Origin of the sequence: Burkholderia pyrrocinia (genome assembly GCF_001028665.1) — a bacterium.
GTDB lineage: Bacteria > Pseudomonadota > Gammaproteobacteria > Burkholderiales > Burkholderiaceae > Burkholderia > Burkholderia pyrrocinia.
Genome location: NZ_CP011503.1, coordinates 472,215 through 491,977, shown reverse-complemented (window position 1 = coordinate 491,977; position 19,763 = coordinate 472,215). Strand labels below are relative to the sequence as shown.

Annotated in this window: 16 protein-coding genes; 10 read left to right on the top strand and 6 right to left on the bottom strand. The window is 67.9% G+C overall.

Annotated features, from left to right (window positions below; all coding sequences use genetic code 11):
• The first annotated feature begins 55 nt into the window (after positions 1 to 55).
• From ABD05_RS38545 to ABD05_RS02260, 3 genes are all read left to right on the top strand, one after another.
• On the top strand, positions 56 to 196 hold the full coding sequence (locus ABD05_RS38545) for a hypothetical protein (protein ID WP_167347839.1): 141 nt from the start codon (positions 56 to 58) through the stop codon (positions 194 to 196).
• Between the two features lie 150 nt (positions 197 to 346).
• The gene (locus tag ABD05_RS02265; RefSeq protein ID WP_047898769.1) at positions 347 to 760 is read left to right on the top strand and encodes a DoxX family protein; all 414 of its coding nucleotides are present in this window, start codon (positions 347 to 349) and stop codon (positions 758 to 760) included.
• 137 nt (positions 761 to 897) lie between these two features.
• Entirely contained in the window at positions 898 to 1,566 is a 669-nt protein-coding gene (locus ABD05_RS02260) for a ParA family protein (protein ID WP_047901042.1), read from the top strand.
• Positions 1,567 to 1,697: 131 nt separating this feature from the next.
• Here ABD05_RS02260 and panD read toward each other — a convergent pair whose 3' ends face one another.
• The 4 genes from panD to ABD05_RS02240 form a co-directional block, all read right to left on the bottom strand.
• On the bottom strand, positions 1,698 to 2,084 hold the full coding sequence (gene panD, locus ABD05_RS02255; RefSeq protein WP_031398432.1) for an aspartate 1-decarboxylase: 387 nt from the start codon (positions 2,082 to 2,084) through the stop codon (positions 1,698 to 1,700).
• Between the two features lie 44 nt (positions 2,085 to 2,128).
• Complete coding sequence (gene panC / locus ABD05_RS02250) at positions 2,129 to 2,968, bottom strand: pantoate--beta-alanine ligase (protein ID WP_047898768.1); 840 nt, start codon at positions 2,966 to 2,968, stop codon at positions 2,129 to 2,131.
• A gap of 271 nt (positions 2,969 to 3,239) precedes the next feature.
• Positions 3,240 to 4,112 (bottom strand): segregation and condensation protein A, encoded by an 873-nt coding sequence (locus ABD05_RS02245; protein WP_047898767.1) that lies wholly within the window; start codon positions 4,110 to 4,112, stop codon positions 3,240 to 3,242.
• Positions 4,113 to 4,116: 4 nt separating this feature from the next.
• Positions 4,117 to 4,305: a DUF3460 family protein gene (locus tag ABD05_RS02240; RefSeq protein WP_047898766.1), complete on the bottom strand. Its 189-nt coding sequence runs from the start codon at positions 4,303 to 4,305 to the stop codon at positions 4,117 to 4,119.
• Between the two features lie 252 nt (positions 4,306 to 4,557).
• On the opposite strand from ABD05_RS02240, the gene ABD05_RS02235 reads away from it, so the two are divergent.
• Positions 4,558 to 6,372 (top strand): autotransporter assembly complex protein TamA, encoded by a 1,815-nt coding sequence (locus tag ABD05_RS02235; RefSeq protein ID WP_047898765.1) that lies wholly within the window; start codon positions 4,558 to 4,560, stop codon positions 6,370 to 6,372.
• Between the two features lie 28 nt (positions 6,373 to 6,400).
• A complete protein-coding gene (locus tag ABD05_RS02230) occupies positions 6,401 to 10,438 on the top strand; it encodes a translocation/assembly module TamB domain-containing protein (protein ID WP_047898764.1) in 4,038 nt (1,345 codons plus the stop codon).
• Between the two features lie 94 nt (positions 10,439 to 10,532).
• On the opposite strand, the gene metG is transcribed toward ABD05_RS02230, so the two are convergent.
• Positions 10,533 to 12,695, bottom strand: a complete 2,163-nt coding sequence (gene metG, locus ABD05_RS02225; RefSeq protein WP_047898763.1) for a methionine--tRNA ligase — start codon at positions 12,693 to 12,695, stop codon at positions 10,533 to 10,535.
• Between the two features lie 373 nt (positions 12,696 to 13,068).
• Entirely contained in the window at positions 13,069 to 13,713 is a 645-nt protein-coding gene (locus ABD05_RS02220) for a YiaD family glycine zipper/OmpA-like lipoprotein (RefSeq protein ID WP_047898762.1), read from the bottom strand.
• Between the two features lie 354 nt (positions 13,714 to 14,067).
• On the opposite strand from ABD05_RS02220, the gene apbC reads away from it, so the two are divergent.
• From apbC to ABD05_RS02195, 5 genes are all read left to right on the top strand, one after another.
• Positions 14,068 to 15,159, top strand: a complete 1,092-nt coding sequence (apbC, locus tag ABD05_RS02215) for an iron-sulfur cluster carrier protein ApbC (protein WP_047898761.1) — start codon at positions 14,068 to 14,070, stop codon at positions 15,157 to 15,159.
• Positions 15,160 to 15,292: 133 nt separating this feature from the next.
• Entirely contained in the window at positions 15,293 to 15,829 is a 537-nt protein-coding gene (sodC, locus tag ABD05_RS02210; RefSeq protein WP_047898760.1) for a superoxide dismutase [Cu-Zn], read from the top strand.
• A 112-nt stretch (positions 15,830 to 15,941) separates the two neighbouring features.
• Positions 15,942 to 16,511, top strand: a complete 570-nt coding sequence (gene dcd, locus ABD05_RS02205) for a dCTP deaminase (protein ID WP_047898759.1) — start codon at positions 15,942 to 15,944, stop codon at positions 16,509 to 16,511.
• An 81-nt stretch (positions 16,512 to 16,592) separates the two neighbouring features.
• Entirely contained in the window at positions 16,593 to 18,872 is a 2,280-nt protein-coding gene (locus tag ABD05_RS02200) for an arginine/lysine/ornithine decarboxylase (RefSeq protein ID WP_047898758.1), read from the top strand.
• On the top strand, positions 18,872 to 19,702 hold the full coding sequence (locus tag ABD05_RS02195; protein ID WP_047898757.1) for a lysozyme inhibitor LprI family protein: 831 nt from the start codon (positions 18,872 to 18,874) through the stop codon (positions 19,700 to 19,702). The genes ABD05_RS02200 and ABD05_RS02195 overlap by 1 nt, the downstream gene beginning before the upstream one ends.
• The last annotated feature ends 61 nt before the right edge of the window (positions 19,703 to 19,763 follow it).

The following is a 19,763-nucleotide window of genomic DNA, read 5'->3' as shown; positions in this document are numbered from 1 at the left end:
CCGCCGGATCGCGTACAACACAGGAGGGCGGATGTCCGTCTGGAGGAGTGCGACGATGAAGGCTCGATGGTGGTGGAGCGTGCTGCTCGCGGCGCTGCTGGGCGCATCGGCGGTTGCGCATGCGTGCGATTCGTACGCCCCGAGCGGCAGCCAGTCCGGTTCCGGCGACGCTACACAAGGCAAGAGCGGTTACTGACGCGGGTATCGGGGCATGATCGGTCATGCCCCTTTTTACGGTCTTATTCGTTCCTTATAGGAATCAGTTAAAGCCGATTTGCATATTTATTGGTCGAATCGCTTCTAATAGAGTGGGGTGCATTCTCATCCACTCACGAAGGAATCCGCCATGACCCCCAATCGCCTGAACGATTTCGCCGCGACGCTGCTGCGCGTCGCGCTCGGCGTGCTGTACCTCGCGCACGTCGCGCAGAAGGTGTTCGTCTTCACGTTGCCCGGCGCCGCGCAGTTCTTCGCGTCGATCGGCCTGCCGGGCTGGCTCGCGTACCTGACGACGTTCGTCGAACTGGCCGGCGGCCTTGCGCTGCTCGCGGGCTTCCGCGTGCGCGTCGCCGCGCTCGCGCTGCTGCCGTTCATGCTCGGCGCAACGGCCGCGCATCTGCCGAACGGCTGGAGCTTCTCGTCGCCGAACGGCGGCTGGGAATATCCGGCGTTCTGGGCCGTCACGCTTGCCGTGCAGGCACTGCTGGGCGGTGGCGCGTTCGCGATCGGTGCACGGGAGGCCGCGGTTCAGCGCGCATGACGGGCGCGTGAGCGACACACGGTTCGGCGCAACCCGTTCCGGTGATCCCCCGTTTGCCGATATCATCGCTCCCTGTATCCGCAATCGAGCGGCGCCAGCCATGCGGCCGGCGCCGCGTGGCATTTTCGGGGGAATTCATGACGGTGATCGTGGTGGCGAATCCGAAGGGCGGCGTGGGGAAGAGCACGTTGTCCACCAATCTTGCCGGCTATTTCGCGGCGCAGGGCGCGTGGGTCGCGCTCGCCGACCTGGACCGGCAGCAGTCCGCGCACGCGTGGCTCGACCTGCGGCCGGCTGGCTTGCCGGCAATCGAGGCGTGGGATCTCGATCCGGACGCGCCGTCGAAGCCGCCGCGCGGCCTCGAATATGCGGTGATCGATACGCCGGCCGGCCTGCACGGCAACCGGCTCGGCGTCGCGCTGCAACTGGCCGACAAGGTGATCGTGCCGCTGCAGCCGTCGATGTTCGATATTCTCGCGACCCAGCAGTTTCTGGAGCGCCTCGCCGGCGAGAAGGCCATGCGCAAGGGCAACGTCGAGGTCGGGATCGTCGGGATGCGGGTCGATGCGCGCACGCGCTCGTCCGACCAGCTGCACCGCTTCGTCGAAGGGCTCGGCCTGCCGGTGCTCGGCTACGTGCGCGACACGCAGAATTACGTGCAGATCGCCGCGCACGGCCTCACGCTGTGGGACGTCGCGAAGAGCCGGGTCGACAAGGATCTCGAACAGTGGCGGCCGATCGTCGAATGGGCCGAGCGCCGCGTGCCGAAGGCCGAGAAGACGGAGAAGGTCGCCAAGGCGTCCTGATCGCGCGGCCGTCGGGCCGATGCACGACAAAATGAGAAAGGGCCGGATCCCGTGCCGAACGGGATCCGGCCCTTCGACCGCAAGCGGCGCAGCCGCGCCCGCGCGCCACGGCACGCGGGCGGCCGCTCGGGTTACGTCCAGTTCTGCGTCGGGACGTGATCGCGGTGGCCCTTGATCTTGTTGCCGTCGTCGATGAACACGAGCTTCGGCTTCCAGCCGGCCTGCAGTTCGGCTTCGTCGACCATTGCGAATGCCGCGATGATCACGAGGTCGCCGAGCTGCGCACGGCGCGCGGCCGAGCCGTTCAGCGAGATCATCCCGCTGCCGCGCTCGCCCTTGATCGCGTACGTCGAGAAGCGCTCGCCGTTGTTGATGTTCCAGATGTCGATCCGTTCGTTTTCGACGATGTTCGACGCTTCGAGCAGGTCTTCGTCGATCGCGCACGAGCCTTCGTAGTGCAGCTCGCAGTGCGTGACTGCCGCGCGGTGGATCTTCGATTTGAGCATGTGGCGCTGCATGGTGTCTCCGTGATGCGTCGTGAGAGGCGCGGGCGGGCGGCCCGTCAGATTTCCAGGTTGTCGATGAGGCGCGTCGCGCCGAGCTTCGCGGCCGCGAGCACGACGAGCGGCTCGCCGGCTTCGAGTTCGGCGGCACTCGGCGCGATCAGGTTCGCGCGGCGGCGGATCGACAGGTAGTCGGGCGCCCAGCCGCGCTCGGCCAGGTGCGTGCGCGCCAGTTGCTCGAGCTTGCCGAGGTCGCGCTCGCCGCCGAGTACGCTTTCGCGCATGCGCTGCAGCGTCTTCGCGAGTTCGGGCGCTTCCCGGCGCTCGTCGGCCGACAGGTAGCGGTTGCGCGACGACAGCGCGAGGCCGTCCTCGTCGCGCACGGTTTCGGCGGCGATGATGTCGACCGGCAGCGCGAGCTGATGGCACATGCGGCGCACGATCATCAGCTGCTGGTAGTCCTTCTTGCCGAACACGGCGACGCGCGGCTGCACGCAGGCCATCAGCTTCGACACGACCGTGCACACGCCGGTGAAGAAACCGGGCCGGAATTCACCTTCGAGGATCCCGCCGAGATCGTCCGGCGGAAGCACGCGGTATTCCTGCGGTTCCGGGTACATGTCGCGCTCGGTCGGCGCGAACAGCACGTAGACGTTTTCCTTCTGCAGCTTCTCGATATCGTCCTGCAGCGTGCGCGGATACTTGTCGAAATCCTCGTTCGGGCCGAACTGCAGCCGGTTGACGAAGATGCTCGCCACGACCGGGTCGCCGTGCTGGCGCGCAAGGCGCATCAGCGACAGGTGCCCTTCGTGCAGGTTGCCCATCGTCGGCACGAACGCCGTGCGGTTCTGTCCGCGCAACTGGTCGCGCAGTTCATGGATCGAGCTGATGACTTTCATGATCGGGTAGCGGGTTCCTCGCGCATGCGCGCGTTGGCGCCGCAGCGGCGGCGTCGGGGTCGAAGCGGAGAACGCCGGCGCGCGGGCGGCGCATCGGGCGTCGGCGGATTGTAGAGGATTTGGCCGCCAAACGCATCGAAAAGAGAACGATCGTTCACTTTTTAATCGGGCGTGCCGGAAACGAACCACGACCCGGGGGCGCGGCCGCCCGCCGCGGCGAAGCGGCGAGCGTCGGGATGAATCGGGAAAGCGGGACGGGCGGGCGCGGGTCTTACGCGGGGAGGTATGCGAGGCGCACGTAGATCGGCGCGAACGGCTCGGGCTGCGTGATCTCGACGAGCGATTCGCGCGCGAGTTCGAGCATCGCGATGAAGTTCACGACGACGACCGGTACGCCGCGCGACGTGTCGAACAGGTCGGCGAACTCCATGAAGCGCGCGTTCTGCAGCCGGCGCAGGATCAGGCTCATGTGTTCGCGCACCGACAGTTCCTCGCGGGAGATCTTGTGGTGCTGGACGAGCTTCGCGCGCTTGAGCACGTCGGCCCACGCGGCGCGCAGGTCGTCCGAGTTCACGTCGGGGAAACGCGGCGTGATGCTTTGCTCGATGTAGACGTCGGCGCGCAGGAAGTCGCGGCCGAGCTGCGGCAACCGGTCGAGGCGCTGCGCGGCGAGCTTCATCTGCTCGTATTCGAGCAGGCGGCGCACGAGTTCGGCACGCGGATCTTCCGCCTCGTCGCCGGTGTCGGCCTTCTTGACCGGCAGCAGCATCCGCGACTTGATCTCGATCAGCATCGCGGCCATCAGCAGGTATTCGGCGGCCAGCTCGAGGTTCGACGTGCGGATCTGGTCGACATAGCCCAGATATTGCGCGGTGACCTGCGCCATCGGGATGTCGAGCACGTTGAAGTTCTGCTTGCGGATCAGGTACAGCAGCAGGTCGAGCGGGCCTTCGAACGTCTCGAGGAAGATCTCGAGCGCGTCGGGCGGGATGTAGAGATCCTGCGGCAGCTTGAAGAGCGGCTCGCCGTACAGGCGAGCGAACGCCGCGACACCGTCGACCGTGTCGGGCGTCGAATCGGCGCCCGCGGGCGCGGCGATCGCGTCGTCCTGCCGGGCGGCGCTGGCCTCGTCGGCGGCGCTCACGTCGTCAGAAGTTCTGGTAGTAGACGTACGACGTTTGCTTCACGCCCGATTCCTGCTGCTCGTCGCGCTCTTCGAGGTCGATCGGCTGCTTGTCCCACAGCAGCGAACGGCCTTTGCGCTGCTCTTCCTCGAGCGTCGGCTTCTGTTGCTTGAGCTGGTTCAGGAACTGCGTGACGTCGGACTGGTACGGCATGGCTGGATTTTCCGTTTCGGGCGGCGCACGATGCGCCGGATTCGCGATGGCGGGATTTTACCGCATCGCGGGAACGGCCGGCGCCAATCGCGCGTCGAATCCGCGGGCGCGCACCTGCGGCGACGCGGTCCGGGCCCGTGCGCGCGCCGTTGCGCGCAAGCGTCAAAGCCTCGCGCGTGCGGGCATCGCCGCTGCCCTGTGGTCAAATACAGGGTTTCCACGAAACCGTGACAACCGAGGGCGAGGTCATATTTGGCGGGGCAGTCGAACCAGCAAGCACTCACGGCGCATGACGCAGGCCCGCGCGCGGCACGCAATCTCGCCGGCACCGCGGCCCGCGCCGCACGGGCGGCCCTCGCGGGTTGCATCGCCGCGTTCTTCGCGCTGCCGGCCCACGCGAAGTACGACGTCGACATCGACGCGCCGCGCTCGGTCCGCAAGCTGCTCAAGTCGCATCTCGATATTGCACGCTTCGCGAAGCGCGACGACATCAGCGAAGACCAGTTCGAGTTCCTCGTGACCGCCACGCCGCAGCAGGTGCGCGACCTGACCGCGACGGCCGGTTATTTCTCGCCGGTCGTGCGCACCGACGTGCGCACGCGCAGCGGCAAGCGCGACGTGCGCATCGCGGTCGATCCGGGGCCGCAGACCGTCGTGTCGACGGTCGACCTGACGTTCAAGGGCCCCGTCGACACCGAGGATCCGAAGCAGGAGGCCGCGACCCGTTTCGCGTTCTCGATGAAACCGGGCGACCCGTTCACGCAGTCCGACTGGGACGGCGCGAAGGGCGCGGCGCTCAGGCAACTGCAGTCGCGCCGCTATCTCGGCGCGAAGATCGTGTCGTCCGAGGCGCGCATCGACCCGCGCACGCAGCGCGCGACGCTCGCGGTCACGTTCGACAGCGGGCCGACGTTCACGATCGGCAAGGTCGATGTCGACGGCGTGCGTCGTTATCCCGAGAAGATCGTCACGAACGTCAATCCGCTGTCGGAAGGCGAGATCTACGACGTGCAGCGGATCACCGAACTGCAGCGGCAGTTGCAGAACACGCCGTACTACGCGAGCGTCGCGATCGACGTCGGCGACGATACGGCGAAGCCCGAGCGCACGCCCGTGCACGTGAAGGTCAGCGAGTTCCCGTACAACAACATCCGCGGCGGTGTCGGTTTCGCAACCGATACCGGGCCGCACGTGCAGGGCTCCTATACGTATCTCGACACGTTCGGCGCCGCGTGGCCGCTGACCGTGTCGGGCCGGCTCGACCAGATCCAGCAGTACGGGCAGGTCCAGCTGTCGATGCCGCCGGGCGAGAAAGGATGGACCAACAGCGTGCTCGCGTCCTATACGAATACCAACGTGTCGGACACGCGCATCTACAGCGCGCGGGTCGGCGTGCAGCGCACGCGCACCGGCCAGTTCATCGACTATGCGTATTCGCTGACGTACTACCAGGACCGGCTCGACCAGAACGGCGCGGGGCCGACCACGAGCCGCGCGCTCGTGCCGCAATGGGCCTGGACGCGCCGCAATGTCGACGATCCGCTGTTTCCGCGCTCGGGCAACCTGATCCACGCGGAGGCCGGCTTCGCAGTCAAGGGCGTGGCGACCGACCAGACCTTCATCCGCGGTTACGCGCGCGGCCAGCAATACCTGCCGGTCGGCAAGCGCGACCTGTTCGTGTTCCGCGCGGAGCTGGGCGGCGTGTTCACGAGCGGCAGCTCGACCGGCGTGCCGGCGTCGCTGCTGTTCCGCGCGGGCGGCTCGAACTCGGTGCGCGGTTACGGTTACCAGAGCATCGGCAACAGCGTCGACGGCTCCGTTTTGCCGACCAAGTACCTGATGACGGGCACCGCCGAATACCAGCACTGGTTCAACCGCGACTGGGGCGCCGCGACGTTCTTCGACATCGGCACCGCGACCGACGCGTGGGGCGAGAAGGTGTTTTATCCGGGCGTCGGCATCGGTGCGCGCTGGCGCAGCCCGGTCGGCCCGATCAACGTCGACGTCGCGTACGGGTTGCGCAACCACAGCGTGCGCCCGTACCTGACGCTCGGCATCGCTTTCTGAACGTACCGCTTCATCCACGACAAACCGCATGACGAAGGACCCGAACGACACGCCGCCGCCTCACGACCCGGACTCGCCCGACGGCGCGCCCGACGCGCCGCCGCGCGCGCCGCGCCGCGGACGCGCGGTGCGCGTCGTCGCGTGGACGCTCGCGACCGTCGTGCTGCTCGTCGTGCTGGCGGTGGGGCTGATACTGGCCGCGGCGACGACCGAGCGCGGCACGCGGCTCGCGTGGCAGGCGGCCGTGCGCGTGCTCGGCGGGCAGCTCGCCGGCACGCTCGACGGCGGAACGCTGGCGACCGGCGTGCGGCTGCGCGACTTCGCATGGACGAGCCCCGGCGGGGCGGGCACGGAAGTGCGCATCGACCGGATCGCGGGCCGCTGGGCGCTGACTCGCGCGCCGTGGCGGCTGTCCATCGCCTATCTTCGCGCGGGCACGATCGACGTGCGGATCGCGCCGGGACCGTCGACGCCGAGCACGACACCGCAGGACCTGAGCCTGCCGCTGCAGTTGCGGATCGACGACCTGCGCGTCGATCGCCTCGCGATCCACGACGGCGGTTCGACGACGCAGCTCGACCATATCGCGCTGAACGGCCGCAGCGACGGCCGTCACCATGAACTCGCGCTCGACAGCATCGATACGCCGTACGGCGCGCTGACCGCACGCGCGAAGCTCGACGGCGTGAAGCCGTTCGCGCTGACGGGCGAAGCCACCTACGCGGGCAAGCTGTCCGACGAGCCGGTCGACGCGCGGGCCCGCGTATCGGGTTCGCTCGAGGCGCTGGTTGCGGACGTCGACGCGAGCGGGATGAAGCTGAGCGGGCGCGCGCACGTCGAGGCCGCGCCATTCGGCGCGGTGCCGCTCACGCGCGCGTCGCTCGCGTTCGATCACGTGAATCCGCAGGCGCTCGCACCCGGCGCACCGGCCGCCGATCTCGCGGTGCGCGCGGAGCTCGCGCCCGTGACCGCGCCGGCCGGCGCCGCACCGGCGAAGGGTTTCGCGGTGACAGGCCCCGTGTCGATCGTCAACGCGAAGCCCGGCACGCTCGGCGACCACCTGCTGCCGGTGCTCGACGCGCACGCGAACGTGCATCTCGACGCGCACGCGCAGCGGATCGACGATCTCGCGCTGAAACTGATCCGCGACGGCAGCGTGACGGGCAACGGCACGCTGACGGGCGGCAAGGGCCGCTTCGACCTGAAGGTCGCGAACCTCGACCTGAACGCATTCGTCGCCGAGCTGCGGCCGATGCGCCTGGGCGGCCCGCTCGGCGTGACGCTCGCGGGCGACGTGACGACTGTCGACTTCAACCTGAACGACCCGAAGCTCGCGCTCGGCGCGCGCGCGAAGGTCGCGCTGACGCCGCAGCAGACGGTGCTGACCGACGCGCGCGTGACTGTGGCCAAGGGCCGTATCGACCTGACGGGTGTGTTCCGCCACGACGCGCATTCGAGCTATGACGCGAAGGCGACGCTGACGGCGTTCGATCCGCTGCTGCTCGCCGCGATGAGTGCGCCGAAGGCCGGTGGCAAGGCGGCCGCCAACGCAGCGGCGCCGGCCAGGCGCGGCGAGACGCGCGTGTCGGGCACGCTGACCGCGTCGGGCGCGTTTGCGCCGCAGGTGTCGACGAAGGCGACGTTCAAGCTCGGCGACAGCCTGTACGACGGCGTGCCGCTGACCGGTGCCGGCGTCGTGCAGCTTGCCGGCTCGCGGATCCTGCCGAGCAACGCGAACCTGTCGATCGCAGGTAACCACGTCGATTTGCGCGGCAGCTTCGGCGCGCCCGGCGACCGGCTGCGCTTCGTCATCGACGCGCCGCAGCTCGAGCGGCTCGGCTTCGGCGTCGAAGGGTTGGTGCAGGCGCAGGGCGACCTGACGGGCAGCTTCGCGCATCCGAACGTGACGGCCACCTACAAGGCCGAGCACGTCGTCGTCGGATCGAACCGGATCGGCGCCGCGCACGGCCGTGCGGACATCCGCGACGGCGCGCACGGTGCGCTCGTGTTCACGGCCGACGCGACCGACATCGCGCTCGGCTCGCTGAAGCTGAAATCGCTGCGCGCGAATCTCGACGGCACGCGCGCGAAGCACACGCTCGACGCATCGGCGCTCGGGACGGCCGGCGGCCGCGTGATCGACGTGACGCTCGCGGCGAACGGCGGCGTGGTGGAGAACCGCGACGGAATGCGCTGGGACGGCACCGTCACGCGTCTTGCGAACCGCGGCACGCCGGCCGTCGCGCTGCAGGCGCCGCTCACCGTGTCGGCCGGCGCCGGCCGCGTGACGCTCGGCGCGACGCGGCTCACGCTCGAAGGCGCGGCGATCGACCTGAAGTCGTTCGTGTTCGATCACGGCCAGATGCGCTCGGCAGGCTCCGTGAGCGGCGCGTCGGTCGCACGTTTCCTCGAGGTCCGCCAGGAGCTGACGGGCCAGCGGCCGCCGTTGCGTACCGACGTCGTGCTCGATGCCGACTGGGATTTCTCGCTCGGCGCGAACGCGACGGGCTACGTGCAGGTGAAGCGCCGCGGCGGCGACGTGACGATCGAGAGCGGGCGCGGGATCGCGTCGCTCGGCCTGACCGACCTGTCCGCGCGCGCAAGCTTCGCGCCCGGCAACCGGCTCAACGTGACGGCGCTTGCGAAGGCGAACCGGATCGGCACGCTCGACGCAAACGTCACGGTGCCGTTTGCGCTGCGCGACGGCATGTTCGGGGTCGTCGACGACGGCGCGCTGTCGGGCCGCATCGACGCCGACCTCCCGGCGCTGAAGACGACCGGCAACCTGTTCGGGCCGAGCTACCTGCTCGGCGGGCGCGCGGCGCTGAAGCTGACGGTCGCCGGCACGCCGGCGAAGCCGAACCTGTCGGGGATGCTGACGGGCGACGACCTGTCCGCGACGCTCGTCGACCAGGGCGTGCAACTGAAGGACGGCATCGTGCGCGTGAAGCTCGCGGAAAACCTCGTCGAATTCCAGCAGGTCGAATTCCACGGCGGCGACGGCACGCTGCGCGCGCTCGGCCGCGTGCGCCTCGACGGCGAGGCGCCCGACCTGACCGCGAGTATCGTCGCGGACAAGCTCGAACTGTTCGCGGCGCCGGACCGCAAGCTGTCGCTGTCGGGCAAGGCGACCGTCGCGAACGACGGGCCGCGCGGCGCGCTGTCGATCGACGGCAAGTTCGTCGTCGACCGTGCGCTGTTCGACCTGCCCGAGGAATCTGCGCCGCACCTGTCCGACGATGTCGTGATCGTGCAGCCGGACGGCACGGTGCGCGGCGAGACGCCGACGGGCACCGCGGTGGCGAAGCCGCAGGCGGCCGCGGACAAGCCGGCGCCGTCGCTCGCGCCGCGCGCGAACATCGACATCGGCCTCGGCAACAACTTCCGCTTCAAGGGCCACGGTGCGGATCTCGGCCTGCGCGGCACGATCACAGTGATGAGCGCGCCGGGCGTGCCGCTGCGCGCGGTCGGCAACGTGCGCGTGACCGAAGGGTCGACGTACACGTCGTTCGGCCGCAAGCTCGCGATCGAGAACGGCTTCTTCACGTTCAACGGGCCCGTGTCGAACCCGGGCGTCAACATCCTCGCGATGCGGCGCAACCAGGAGGTCGAGGCCGGCGTGCAGGTGACGGGCACGATCCAGTCGCTGACGGTCAAGCTCGTGTCGGAGCCGAACGTCACCGACAACGAAAAGCTGTCGTGGCTGCTGTTCGGGCACGGCACCGACCAGGGCAACAACGTCGGCCAGCAGGGGACGATGACGGCGGCGCTTGGGCTGCTCGGCAGCGTGACCGGCAAGCGCGTCGCGCAGACCTTCGGCCTCGACGAGTTCTCGATCGGCCGCAGCGATGTCGGCCTGACCGACCCGCAGGTCGTGCAGGTGTCGAAGGCGATCAACGAGCGCTTCGTGCTCGGCTTCGAGCAGGGCCTGCAGTCGGCGAGCAACGCATTCAAGGCAACGATCAACCTGACGCGCTTCTGGTCGGTGTCCGCGTACGGCGGCACGTTCCAGGGCGTCGACCTGAATTACACGCGGCGCTTCGACCGCTGGTTCAGTCAACGGTGACGGCGGGCGCGCATCGCGCCGCGCTCATATAAAAAGGCCCCGCACGCATCGTGCGGGGCCTTGTTCGTGCAAGCGGCGGCGCGCTCGGCTCGGCTTACTTCACGCGCATGCCGGGCTTCGCGCCGCTGTGCGGCTCGAGGATGTAGAGGCCCGGCTCGGCCTTTTCGTCGGTTGCCGACGCCGCGAGCACCATCCCTTCGGACAGGCCGAACTTCATCTTGCGCGGCGCGAGGTTCGCGACCATCACCGTCAGCTTGCCGACGAGCTGTTCGGGCTGGTACGCGGACTTGATGCCCGAGAACACGTTGCGGGTCTTTTCCTCGCCGATGTCGAGCGTGAGCTGCAGCAGCTTGTCCGAGCCTTCGACGGCCTGGCACGCGACGATCTTCGCGATGCGCAGGTCGATCTTCGCGAAATCATCGATCGAGATGGGTGCATCGTCGGCGCCGTTCACGACGGCCGGCTTCGCGTTCGCCTTGGCGTTCTTCGCATCCTTTGCGTCCTTCGCGGCGTTCGCACCCGCGGCGGCCGCGCCGGTCGTCTCGGCCTGCAGCGAATCGCGGTTCGCGGCGAGCAGCGCGTCGATCTGCTTCGGGTCGACGCGCGTCATCAGGTGCTGGTACGCCTTGATCGGCTGTTCCGACGACAGCGGCTTCGCGGCATCGGACCACGTGAGCGGCGCAATCCCGAAGAACGCCTCGACGGATTCGGCGACGCGCGGCATCACCGGCTTCAGCGCGAGCGACAGCAGGCGGAAGGCCTCGAGGCTCACGCTGCAGGTTTCGTGCAGCGCGACCGCGTTGGCCGGATCCTTCGCGAGCTCCCACGGCTTCGCGCCGTCGACGTATGCGTTCACGTCGTCCGCGAGCTCCATCGTGTGGCGCAGCGCGCGGCTGTATTCGCGTGCTTCGTAGTTCGCGGCGATCGCGGGAATCGCATCGCGCAGCTTCGCGACGAGCGGATGGTTCATCGCGCTGTCCTGCACGCGGCCGTCGAAGCGCTTGATCAGGAAGCCGGCCGCGCGGCTCGCGATGTTCACGTACTTGCCGACGAGGTCGCTGTTCACGCGCGCCTGGAAGTCGTCGAGGTTCAGGTCGATGTCTTCCATCGTCGCGTTCAGCTTCGCGGCGAAGTAGTAGCGCAGCCATTCGGGGTTCAGGCCCGTGTCGATGTAGCTCTGCGCGGTGATGAACGTGCCGCGCGACTTCGACATCTTCGCGCCGTCGACCGTCAGGAAGCCGTGCGCGAACACGTTGGTCGGCGTGCGGTGGCCCGAGAACTCGAGCATCGCGGGCCAGAACAGCGTGTGGAAGTACAGGATGTCCTTGCCGATGAAGTGGTACTGCTCGGCCTTCGCGCCCGGGCGGATCCACGCATCGAAGTCGATGCCGTTGCGGTCGCACAGGTTCTTGAAGCTCGCGTAGTAGCCGACCGGCGCGTCGAGCCACACGTAGAAATACTTGCCGGGCGCGCCCGGGATCTCGAAGCCGAAGTACGGCGCGTCACGCGAGATGTCCCAGTCGGCGAGCTTGGCCTCGCCAGCGTCGCCGAGCCATTCGCGCATCTTGTTGGTCGCTTCGGGCTGTGCGAGGCCGCTCACCCATTCGCGCAGGAACGTCTCGCAGCGCGGGTCGGACAGGCGGAAGAAGTAGTGCTTCGACGTCTTGCGCACCGGCGTCGCGCCCGACACGACCGAATACGGGTTCAGCAATTCGGTCGGCAGGTAGGTCGAGCCGCACACCTCGCAGTTGTCGCCGTACTGGTCCTTCGCGTGGCACTTCGGGCACTCGCCCTTGATGAAGCGGTCCGGCAGGAACATTTCCTTGACGGGGTCGTACGCCTGCTCGATCTCGCGCTCGGCGATCAGGCCGGCTTCCCGCAGCGCGAGGTAGATCTGCTCGCTCAGCACGCGGTTCTCGTCCGAGTCGGTCGTGTAGAAATTGTCGAACGACACGCCGAAGCTGTCGAAGTCGCGCTTGTGCTCGGTCCAGACGCGGTCGATCAACTGCTTCGGGCTCAGGCCTTCCTTCTCCGCGCGCAGCATGATCGGCGTGCCGTGCGTGTCGTCGGCGCCGATGTAGTAGACCTCATGGCCGTGCATTCGCAGCGTCCGCACCCAGATGTCGGTCTGGATGTACTCGACCAGGTGGCCGATGTGGATCTGCCCGTTGGCATAGGGCAGTGCGGACGTAACGAGGATCTGGCGGTCGCCTTGCGGCGCCGCAGCCTGCACGGAAGTGAGGTCGGATGCGGACATAGGGTCTGTAGAGGAACGGCGGAAATACGACGGGAAACTGCGATTCTAGCAGGGGCGCGGGGCGGGGAGGCGGGCGGCGCCGCGCAGCGGGCGCCGGAACGGGCGGGGCCGCGCAAACGGCGCGCCCGATGCTGCTGCTGCATTGCAGCACGAATTCTGCGGGCAAAAAAAACCGGGGCGGATACAGCCCCGGAGCAACAACGACAAGAGGAGAATGGTGACGCGCCGGCAACACCAGCCGCGTACCGTAAATACTGACCACGGCCCGCGACGGAAGTTCGAAATTTTTTTCGATTTGTTACCGGCCCCGACGGAAGCCTTGTCCGGCGGGGTTGCGCGGGCGGTTCGCCCGCGCCTTCCCCTCGTCGCGTGCTTACTGCGCCTGCGCTGCGCGCAGGTAGATTTCGACGCGGCGGTTCTGTGCGCGGCCGGCTTCGGTCGCGTTGTCCGCGATCGGGTTCGACGGGCCCATGCCTTGCGCCGACAGGCGGCCGCTGTTGACGCCGCGCTGCGCGAGCGCGTTCACGACGCTTTGCGCGCGGTTCTGCGACAGCGTCTGGTTCAGCTGCGCCGAGCCCGTGCTGTCCGTGTAGCCGACGACCGATGCCGTCACTTGCGGGTTCTGGTTCAGCGTCGTCGCCAGATCGTTCAGCAGCGGCGTGAATGCCGGCGTGATCGCGTACTGGTTCGTCGCGAACGTCACCGAGCTCGGCACGTTCAGCTTCAGCGAGCCGTCCGGCTGCTCGGTCACTTGCGTGCCCGTTTGCGCTGCCGACGGCGCGAGTTTGTTCCTGATCGCCTGCCAGTTGTAACCCGTCACTCCGCCGACCAGTGCGCCGACGCCCGCGCCGATCGCCGCGCCCTTGCCGCCGCCCGCCAGTGCGCCGATGCCTGCGCCCAGCGCCGCACCCGTGCCGGTACCGACGGCCGTGTTGGTGCCTTGCGGCGATGCGCAGCCGGCCAGCACTGCACCAGCCAGGGCGAAGACGGACAGGCGAGTCGCGATTTTCATGTTCATCTTGGATTCCTCTCTTGGTTGAACGAGTCGACAACGACGACAACAACAGTTTTACGGCTCCCGGCGCGGGCCGTCCGAAAAAAGGAAGGCCGGCCAGCGCTCGCGGCAGCCGCCGAGGTGGCCGCATGCCCAGTCCGTCAGCGTGGCTGTTCGGACAGTGCGACGCGTCAGCCTCTACAATATAGGCGGTTACGGGTCGATTTGGCCCCATAGCATGCCGCACGCGAAGAGTGCGCCGGGTCGCGCGTTCGCGCAATGGCATGCAACAGATTCTTTCACTTTTCCCGATTTTCGCAGCGTAATTTGATATTTTTTGACGTTTGCGCGCGAGAAAAACGTTTTCATGGAGTTTCGATGAGCATTGACCGGGCACAAGTCGACACCGCGCTGGCGGCTGTCGTCGACCCCAATACCGGCCGTCCGTATGCGGCGAGCAAGGGCGTGCGCAATGTCGCGATCGACGGCGATGTCGTGACGCTCGACGTGGTGCTCGGCTATCCCGCGCGCAGCCAGCACGACGACGTGCGCGCACGCGTCGCGGCGGCGCTCCAGGCCGTGCCGGGCGTGCGCGACGCGCGCGTCGCGGTGTCGCAGGAGATCGTCGCGCACACGGTGCAGCGCGGCGTGAAGCTGCTGCCGAACGTGAAGAACATCGTCGCGGTCGCATCGGGCAAGGGCGGCGTCGGCAAGAGCACGACGGCCGTGAACCTCGCGCTCGCGCTTGCCGCCGAAGGCGCGTCGGTCGGCATTCTCGACGCCGACATCTACGGCCCGTCGCTGCCGACGATGCTCGGCATCCACGGCCAGCGCCCCGAGTCGCCCGACAACCAGTCGATGAACCCGCTCGTCGGCCACGGGCTGCAGGCGAACTCGATCGGCTTCCTGATCGAGGAAGACAACCCGATGGTGTGGCGCGGCCCGATGGCGACCTCCGCGCTCGAACAGCTGCTGCGCCAGACCAACTGGCGCGAGCTCGACTACCTGATCGTCGACATGCCGCCCGGCACCGGCGACATCCAGCTGACACTCGCGCAGCGCGTGCCCGTCACGGGCGCGGTGATCGTCACGACGCCGCAGGACATCGCGCTGCTCGACGCGAAGAAGGGCCTGAAGATGTTCGAGAAGGTCGGGATTCCGATCCTCGGCATCGTCGAGAACATGAGCATCCACATCTGCTCGAACTGCGGCCACGAGGAGCACATCTTCGGCGCCGGCGGGGCCGAGCGGATGGCGAAGGACTACGATGTGACCGTGCTCGGCAGCCTGCCGCTCGACATCGCGATCCGCGAGCGGGCCGACAGCGGCACGCCGACGGTCGCGGCCGATCCGGACGGCGCGCTGGCGCGTCGCTACCGCGACATCGCGCGCGGGGTCGCGCTGGCGATTGCCGAGCGCGCGCGCGACATGACGTCGAAGTTCCCGACGATCGTTGTTCAAAATACGTAAAACCCTTGCGGGGCGGGGCCTCACGCTGTTTACGGCGCCGCGAGGCGCGGTATCATGGCGACTTTTCCCGGGTCCCTTTACCCGCCCGGCGCGACCGTCGTGTCAAACGACCGTCAGCCGGCATGAGGATCGAATGAAACAACGACATCACGGCGTACGCGCCGGCCGCGCGCGGCGCGCGCTGCTGGCCGCCGCCGCGCTGGGCCTGCTGGCCGGCTGTACCTCCTTTTCCTCGTCGCACGAAAAACGGGCCGACGCACAACTGCAGCCGACGGTCGGCTCGCAGGCGCGCGGCGCGGTGACGTTCGTCGAGCGTCCGGACGGCGTCCAGGTCACCTACAACCTGGTCGGCCTGCCGCCGAACAGCGATCATGCGCTGCAGGTGCACGAGCGCGGCGACTGCAACGCGGGCGACGGCTCGAGCGCCGGCCAGGTGTTCGCGCCGGCCGCCGACCGCCTGCGCGCGGGCGCTCGCGTTGCCGGCGATCTCGGCAACATCCATGCGGATGCGAACGGCGTCGCGGCCGGCTTCATCGTCGCTCCCGATCTGGCCCTCGACGGTGTGCGCTCGGCGATGAACCGCGCGGCGCTGGTGCACCGCGACCCGAGCGATCCCGCGTTCCCGCACCATGGCGCGGGCCCTGCGCTGGCCTGCGGCGTGATCCGTTGACGGCCGCCGCGTGCGCGGGCCGATGATCGCGTAAAATGTGCGCCTTTCCCGGCCGCCGCCTTGAACCGGCGGCCTTCGTTTACCGTCACGCAGCGTTTCCTGGCGCCCCGATATGAGTATCAAGTCCGACAAATGGATTCGGCGCATGGCCGAAGAGCACAAGATGATCGAGCCATTCATGCCCGATCAGGTTCGCGAGTCCGCGGACGGCCGCCGGATCGTCAGCTACGGCACGTCGAGCTACGGCTACGACATCCGCTGCGCAGACGAATTCAAGATCTTCACGAACATCAACTCGACGATCGTCGATCCGAAGAACTTCGACGAGGGTTCGTTTGTCGATTTCAAGGGCGACGTGTGCATCATCCCGCCGAACTCGTTCGCGCTGGCCCGCACCGTCGAATATTTCCGCATCCCGCGCACCGTGCTGACGGTCTGCCTCGGCAAGTCGACCTATGCGCGCTGCGGGATCATCGTCAACGTGACGCCGTTCGAGCCCGAGTGGGAAGGCTACGTCACGCTGGAATTCTCGAATACCACGCCGCTGCCCGCGAAGATCTACGCGAACGAGGGCGTCGCGCAGGTGCTCTTCTTCGAGAGCGACGAAGTGTGCGACGTGTCGTACGCCGATCGCGGCGGCAAGTATCAGGGGCAGCGCGGTGTCACGCTGCCGAAAACCTGATCTGGTTGCATAACGTCTCACCAGTTTCCGGGTGACCGCTGCGCGTGACGCGCCGCGGTCGTTCTTTTTGGAGAATCGCCCATGAAGTTTCGTTTCCCCGTCGTCATCATCGACGAAGATTTCCGCTCCGAGAACATCTCGGGCTCCGGCATCCGGGCGTTGGCCGAAGCGATCGAGAAAGAGGGCGTCGAAGTCCTCGGCCTCACGAGCTACGGCGATCTGACGTCATTCGCGCAGCAGTCGAGCCGCGCGTCGTGCTTCATCCTGTCGATCGACGACGACGAACTCATGCTCGGCGAAACCGGCCAGGACGGCGAGCTGCCCGAGCTCGCGACCGCGATCATCGAGCTGCGCGCGTTCGTGACCGAAGTGCGCCGCCGCAACGCGGACATCCCGATCTTCCTGTACGGCGAGACGCGCACGTCGCGGCATCTGCCGAACGACATCCTGCGCGAGTTGCACGGCTTCATCCACATGTTCGAGGACACGCCGGAGTTCGTCGCGCGTCACATCATCCGCGAGGCGAAGGTCTATCTGGACTCGCTCGCGCCGCCGTTCTTCAAGGAACTCGTCAAGTACGCGGACGAAGGCTCGTACTCGTGGCACTGCCCGGGCCACTCGGGCGGCGTCGCGTTCCTGAAGAACCCGCTCGGCCAGATGTTCCACCAGTTCTTCGGCGAGAACATGCTGCGCGCGGACGTCTGCAACGCGGTGGACGAACTCGGCCAGCTGCTCGATCACACGGGCCCGGTCGCGGCGTCCGAGCGCAATGCGGCACGCATCTTCAGCGCCGATCACCTGTTCTTCGTGACCAACGGCACGTCGACGTCGAACAAGATCGTCTGGCACGCGACGGTCGCGCCCGGCGACATCGTGCTGGTCGACCGCAACTGCCACAAGTCGATCCTGCACGCGATCACGATGACGGGCGCGATCCCGGTGTTTCTCACGCCGACGCGCAACCATTTCGGCATCATCGGGCCGATCCCGCGCGACGAATTCAAGCCGGAGAACATCCGCAAGAAGATCGAGGCGAACCCGTTCGCGCGCGAGGCGCTGCGCGAGAACCCGGACATGAAGCCGCGGATCCTGACGATCACGCAGAGCACGTACGACGGCGTCGTCTACAACGTCGAGATGATCAAGGACCTGCTCGGCGACCTGCTCGACACGCTGCACTTCGACGAAGCGTGGCTGCCGCACGCGACGTTCCACGACTTCTACCGCGACATGCACGCGATCGGCGACGGCCGCCCGCGCACGGGTGCGCTCGTGTTCGCGACGCACTCGACGCACAAGCTGCTGGCGGGCATCTCGCAGGCGTCGCAGATCGTCGTGCAGGATTCGGAGAACCGCACGTTCGACAAGCACCGCTTCAACGAGGCGTACCTGATGCACACGTCGACGAGCCCGCAGTACGCGATCATCGCGTCGTGCGACGTCGCCGCCGCGATGATGGAGCCGCCGGGCGGCACCGCGCTCGTCGAGGAATCGATCGCCGAGGCGATCGACTTCCGCCGCGCGATGCGCAAGGTGGACGCCGAATACGGCGACGACTGGTTCTTCAGCGTGTGGGGCCCGGACAACCTGTCGGAAGAGGGCATCGGTTCGCGCGAAGACTGGATGCTGAAGCCGAACGACCACTGGCACGGCTTCGGCCCGCTCGCGGAAGGCTTCAACATGCTCGACCCGATCAAGGCGACGATCATCACGCCGGGGCTCGACGTCGACGGCGAGTTCGGCGAGACGGGCATTCCGGCCGCGATCGTCACGAAGTACCTGGCCGAGCACGGGATCATCGTCGAGAAGACCGGCCTGTACTCGTTCTTCATCATGTTCACGATCGGCATCACGAAGGGCCGCTGGAACTCGATGGTGACCGAGCTGCAGCAGTTCAAGGACGACTACGACAACAACCAGCCGCTGTGGCGCGTGCTGCCGGAGTTCGTCGCGCAGCATCCGCGCTACGAGCGCGTCGGCCTGCGCGACCTGTGCGCGCAGATCCACGACGTGTACCGCGCGAACGACATCGCCCGCCTGACGACCGAGATGTACCTGTCGGACATGGAACCGGCAATGAAGCCGTCGGACGCGTTCGCGAAGCTCGCGCACCGCAAGATCGACCGCGTGCCGCTCGACGAGCTCGAAGGCCGCGTGACGAGCATCCTGCTCACGCCGTACCCGCCGGGCATTCCGCTGCTGATCCCGGGCGAGCGCTTCAACAAGACGATCGTGAACTACCTGCGGTTCGCGCGCGACTTCAACGAGCGTTTCCCGGGCTTCCACACCGACATCCACGGCCTCGTCGCGGAAGAGGTGAACGGCCGCGTCGAGTACTTCGTCGACTGCGTGCGCGACTGATGGCGATGCACGGAAGATTCCGGGCGATGCGCGCGGCGCTGGCCGCGCTCGTCGTCTGGGCGGCAGGGTCGGCGGGGCCGGCAGGGTTCGGCGTCGCACACGCGGAAGTCGCGGCGGCCGACCCGATCGACGTCGCGATGCGGCAATGCCTCGCGCGGCGCGACCGGTCGTCGCCGGCCGGCCAGATCCAGTGCATGGGCGAAGCGCAGCAGCAGTGGCAGGCGGTGATGGACGGCGCGTACCAGCGCCTGTTGAAGGATGCGCCGGCCGACGCGAAGCGCGGCTGGCAGGATAGCCAGCGCCGCTGGGCCACGTGGCGCAAGGATGAAGTCCATCTGCTGACGGCCGTATACGACACGACGCGCGGCACCGCGTACGCGATGTCGAGCGCCGACATGCAACTGCAGCCCGTGCGCGATCGCGCGCTGGCGCTGCGCGGCGCGGCCGACCGTTATGCGCCGCCGCCCGCCGCCGTACCGGTAGCGGCAACGAGCGGCGCGCAGGGCGGCGCGAGCGCGGCCCAGGGCGCGACCGCGTCGAACGGCAAGCCGGCGGCGAACGTGTCGCGCGATTCGGCCGTGCGCCGCGTGCGGCCGTGCGAACAGGATGCCGCGTGCGAGCACGCGCTGTTCGACCTGAACCGCTATTACCAGAAGCTGCGCCGCAAGATGCCTGCGCATTCGGCCGCGACGCTGGTGCGCGCGCAGCGCGCGTGGGTCGCGTTCCGCGACGCGACGGCGCCGCTCGTCGGCGAGGACGGGCGCGTGGACCTGATCGGTGCGCGCATCGCGACGATGAAGCGGTTGTCGGAGACGGCCGGCAACAAGTAACAGCCGTCGCGACGCCGGTCGTTCGGCGGCAAAACGAAACGGGCACCCGAGGGTGCCCGTT